The organism is Microvirga sp. P4_A5, assembly GCF_056402495.1.
Map to the genome: position 1 here is coordinate 1 of NZ_JBFUHH010000166.1, position 4,711 is coordinate 4,711.

At 61.5% G+C, this 4,711-nt stretch carries 4 protein-coding genes and 1 pseudogene; 1 reads left to right on the top strand and 4 read right to left on the bottom strand.

The window, feature by feature from the left end; genetic code table 11:
* A complete protein-coding gene (locus tag AC1DVM_RS22520) occupies nucleotides 1-159 on the top strand; it encodes a response regulator transcription factor (protein WP_477258277.1) in 159 nt (52 codons plus the stop codon).
* A gap of 19 nt (nucleotides 160-178) precedes the next feature.
* Here the strand turns inward: AC1DVM_RS22520 and AC1DVM_RS22525 are convergent, their stop codons facing one another.
* The 4 genes and pseudogenes from AC1DVM_RS22525 to AC1DVM_RS22540 all read right to left on the bottom strand — a co-directional run.
* Entirely contained in the window at nucleotides 179-1,114 is a 936-nt protein-coding gene (locus tag AC1DVM_RS22525; protein WP_477258271.1) for an alpha/beta fold hydrolase, read from the bottom strand.
* A gap of 3 nt (nucleotides 1,115-1,117) precedes the next feature.
* Nucleotides 1,118-2,473 carry an HlyD family type I secretion periplasmic adaptor subunit gene (locus AC1DVM_RS22530; protein WP_477258273.1) on the bottom strand — a complete coding sequence of 452 codons (1,356 nt, stop codon included), beginning with the start codon at nucleotides 2,471-2,473 and terminating at the stop codon, nucleotides 1,118-1,120.
* Nucleotides 2,470-4,296, bottom strand: a complete 1,827-nt coding sequence (locus AC1DVM_RS22535; RefSeq protein WP_477258275.1) for a type I secretion system permease/ATPase — start codon at nucleotides 4,294-4,296, stop codon at nucleotides 2,470-2,472. Before AC1DVM_RS22535 ends, AC1DVM_RS22530 begins: the two co-directional genes overlap by 4 nt.
* A gap of 131 nt (nucleotides 4,297-4,427) precedes the next feature.
* Nucleotides 4,428-4,711 (bottom strand): annotated as a pseudogene (locus AC1DVM_RS22540) (BapA/Bap/LapF family prefix-like domain-containing protein); the annotation flags it as partial.

The window sequence follows — 4,711 nt, forward strand, 5'->3', positions numbered from 1 at the left end:
TTGCTGCAGAAAGGGCATTCCAACAAGTGGATCGCCGATCACCTGAAGCTCTCCGAGAATACGGTAAAGGTCCATATTCAACACATCATGCGCAAACTCCACGCGACGAACCGCACGGAGGCTGTGATCTTGTCCGTCTCCCACCGCGAACCGCATTGATGGATGCGCGACCGCTTGTCTATTTCGCAGCTCCGAACAGCGCCAATGCGGTTTCTGCTCGGGCGTAGAGTCTGGCACTTCCGTGGCCAATGCCCGCCACCTCCACCAACGACCACGCAAACTTCGAACCGTCGGTCGCTGCACTCGCCTGGGCCAACCCAAAAACAGCCCGGCCGCGCTCGTAACGGGTCCGACCCTGGCGCTCGGCACCCGGACTCGTGTCGAGTCCCTCTCGGCCAATGTCCTGGTTCGCCAGGAGAATAACGATCGGCGAATCCAGATATCGTCGGCGGTCGGCTTCGGCGACGATGGTCAGGCCTCCCAAGCCATAGGGGTATCTGCGCTCCCGCAGCGGGACCACGTAGCTTCCCGGATTGGCCAGCACGATCCGGCTTGCCTCGTTTGCGAAGAACGCGGCAAAACGGCTGAGAAATTGCGCGCCGGCCGAATGGCCGATCAGGAAATAGGGGATTGTCGGCCGCCCCTCCATCTCCCGCAGACGGTCGATGAGGTCGAGGACCAGTTGGCCAGTCCGGCGGCCTCTCGGTTTAAGTCGGAATTTCGTGAGCCCGTCTTCCTGCCGCAACTCGCCTATCCCGCCGAATTGATAGGCCCATCGGGGAAACGTCTCCTCTGGGAAAAAGGGCGCGACGGTCAGCGCGCAACCCGCCTCCGCTAAAGGTATCGCATTGTCTCTCGCCAGGCGGGGATTGCGATCCGATCCATGGAAAACCATCAGAAGCGCCGTGCCTCGAAAGCAGGTGGGCTTGTAGGTGTAGACGCGCCAAGTCGTTTCTCCGGCTGAAATCTCCCGTTCGGACTTGCCCACCGCGACGGGTTCGGCGCGTAAAGGACAGGACGCAAAGGCGAGAGCGGCGGCGAGAAACAGTGCAAGTGGACAGCGGGAACGCCTCATATTTTTCGCGACGACCCCTTCGCGCCGCAAAGCTTTCATGTGTCAATCCTCGCGGAATGCCCGATTGAAGCTGTCCAGGAACGGCCGCAACACATAGTGAGCCACGGTGAACTGGCCAGTCTTCACCATGACTTCGACCGGCATTCCGGGAATGATCTTCACCTCGGGCAATGCCCGGAGGGACGCTTGATCGATCCGAACCTGAGCCGTGTAATACGCGCGCTCCGTCAGCTTATCGATGAGCCGATCAGCCGAAACATAGGTCAGGATCCCGTCCACCGGGGGAATGCGTCGATGCTTGTAGGGCAAGAGACGAACGCGCGCCTCCAGCCCGGGGCGAACGAGATCGATGTCCTCGGGTTTCACCTGAACCCGAACAATCAGGCGGTCCTGACGCGGGACCAGATCCAGAAGCGGCTCGCCTGCGGCCACCACGCCCCCGGGTGTATGGATGCGAAGATCCGTGATGGTGCCGGCCTCTGGCGCGCGGATCTCYGTTCGCGCAAGCACATCCCGCGCAGCCTGGATGCGCTCGATGAGCTGGAAGATTTGCGCCTGCGTGTCCCGCAAGGTCTGGGCGATTTCGGTATAATAGTCGCTCTCGAGCTTCAGCATCATCGCCATGGATTCGCCGATGGATTGCTCCGCTCGCGAGATTTGAGCCTGGGCGCCGCCGATGCGTCCGTCGATCTCGGCTTGCTCTCGCTCCAGTTGGAGGAGACGTGGACGTGTCTGAAGCCCTTTGCCCACCAGGGGAGCGACGACCCCGATCTCCTCCTTAATGATGGCGGCACGCTTCGTGGCCGCATTCTCCAGAAACCGCAATCCTACGATTTCCCGCTCTGTCTGCGCTTTGCGCTGCTCGATGACCTCGATGCGGGACGCTTGCAACTTTCTGCGTGTGTCGAAGATCTTCGTCTGTCCGGCCATGATCGCCGAGAGTGTGGTGTCATCGGGCATGATCTTCGAGAAAGATTGGGGAAACTCCACGCTTGCGCGCGCGTCACGCTCCGCCAGAAGCCGGGCTTCCTGAGCCTGCGCGTTCCAGAGCTGTCCCTGCAAGACCTGGACCGCCGCGCGGGCACCCGTATCGTCGAGTTGAATGAGCGTCTGCCCGGCGGCCACCTCATCACCGTCTTCCACCAAAATGCGGCCGACAATTCCACCCTCGAGATGTTGAATCGTCTTCCGGCTCGACTCCGCTTCGACGGCGCCTCCCGCGATGGCGGCGCTCTCCAGGGGCGCCTGAGTCGCCCAGACGCCAAAGCCCACGACGAAAACCGCCACCACAGCGAATGCGCTCGCAGCGAGCAGTCGAAGACGCTGAAACGGCGTGCCGGGAGGTGGGGTCAGTATGGCGGCGAGGTCATTGAGACCCGCATCATGCGGTGTTCTCATAACGCGACCCTCCCGATAGGCGCGCTCGAAATGACACCGTTCGCAATGGGTGATGCCGTAGCACCGTCCGCCATGCGCCTGATGCTTCTCTGGCCCAAAGCGACCTGCTGATTTCTGACCGGGATAACAGTCCGCCCGGCACGGATTTTTTCGGCCACGTCGCGACGCGTTCCGAACGCATTCATCACGCCGTTATCCAGCACCAGGACTTTGTCCGCCATGTTCAGGATGCCAAATCGCTGGGCGATGATGACAATCGTCGCTCCCCGATCCCGCATCGCCTGAATGGCTCGCCGCAAGGCCTCCTCGCCCTCGGCGTCGAGGCTCGCGTTCGGCTCGTCGAGGACGACCAGCCGCGGGAAGCCGAAAAGCGCCCGCGCAAGACCGAGGCGTTGACGCTGCCCACCGGACAGTCGGATGCCCCCTTCCCCGATCTCGGTTTCGTAGCCGTGCGGAAGTCGCATGATCGTCTCGTGCAAACCGACCATGGCGGCCGCCGCGACAACGTGTTCGGATGGGGCGTCCTGCAGGCGCGAGATGTTCTCACGAACCGTGCCGCCGAAGAGTTCGACTTCCTGAGGAAGATAACCCAGATAGCGATGCCCCCCGGAAGCGAGCCAAATTCGCATATCGGCGCCGTCGAGTCGGACATGCCCGACCGAAGGCGAGATGGTGCCGGCAATCAGACGCCCGAGTGTCGATTTTCCCGCTCCCGATGGGCCCACGACTCCGAGGATCTCCCCCGGGTTGATCGCAAAGTTCAGCCTGCGCACCGCCGGAATATCGGCGCCGGGCATCATGAACGTGACCTGTTCGACCGAAACGGCTCCGTTGGGACGAGGCAGATACATCTTCTGTCGCGATTGGGGCAGACCTCCCATGATATTATGGAGGCGGTTGTAGCTGAGACGCGCAGTCGTCACGGCCCTCCATGTGCCGATCGATCCTTCCACCGGGCCCAAGGATCGCCCCAACAAAATCGAGCTTGCGAAAATGGCCGCTGGGCTGACATCTGCCCGGATGACGAGCCATGCGGCGCATGCCATGACAATCACCTGTGTGAGCAATCGAACAAAGCGGGCGAGTGCCTGAATGCCCGCGGCCCGCCCAGATGCGGCAAGCTGCGCCTCCTTCGCGCTGATCTGATCCTCGTGGAGGAGGCGTGCCACGCCCGGCAGCATTCCCATCGCACTGATCGACTCGACGTTGCGGAGGAGGCTCTCGAAACGATGCTGGCTCTCGACGGCCGCGGCACTGGAGCGTGCAATGGGCTTACGGGTGACGAATTCGTTGAGCAGGGCCAAGCCGAACAGGATCAGGGATGCGACGAGCCCTATGATCCCCAGCAAAGGGTGGATGACGATCAGCGCGAGAATGAAGATCGGGGTCCATGGCAGGTCGAAGAGCGCCGTGCATGCGGTGCCTCCAAAAAAGGTGCGAAGCCCGCTAAGATCGCGCCACGCCTGCGCCGCGGCCGCTTGTTCACCCCGCAAAGCGGATTGAACGGCAGCGATAAGCACCGACGCGCGCAGCCGATCGTCCAGCCACGTGCCGATCCGGGCCAGCATTTCCCGACGCAAAGCCTCGAGAGCTGCATGGGCCGCCAATGCGATCACCACGATCAGGGTCAGCATCAGAAGGGTGTCGACACTCCGGCTCGACAGAACATGATCGTAGACCTGCAGCAGATAGAGTGGCACCGTCAGCGCCAGCAAATTGACGAACAAACTGAGGCCGAAAACCACCAGGAGAGAGCCCTTGCACGCAGCGAAAGCTCTTTCGATTGCGGTACGCGAGCGAATTTTTATCCAGGAATGGGCCATGGGCTATTTGGCTCCGCGTGGGCAGAAACTTCGTCGATGGTAGGCTTGCCCACCACTCTCGCGAAGGAGCCGGCGCCGAAAGCCCGCGCCGGCCCGGAAACTATTCGCAGGCTTCGTTCAACGACCCTCAATCAAAAATCGAAATCGATGTCGATCGACGCGTCCTGATCGGCGTCCTGTTCCTGATTGACGTCTACGTCCACATCCTGCTCTTGATCGACGTCGGCGTCGTTGTCGTTGGTTTGGTCGAGGTCGGCAATGTTTTCATTGTCCTGATCGACATCGACGTCTTCGTCGTTCTCATTGTCCGCATTGGCGTCCGCGTCGGCATCGGCGTCGCTGTCGTCTTCAGCATCAGCATCTGCGTCCGCGTCTGCATCAGCATCCTGGTCAGTCTCGTCGTCGACGTCCGAGT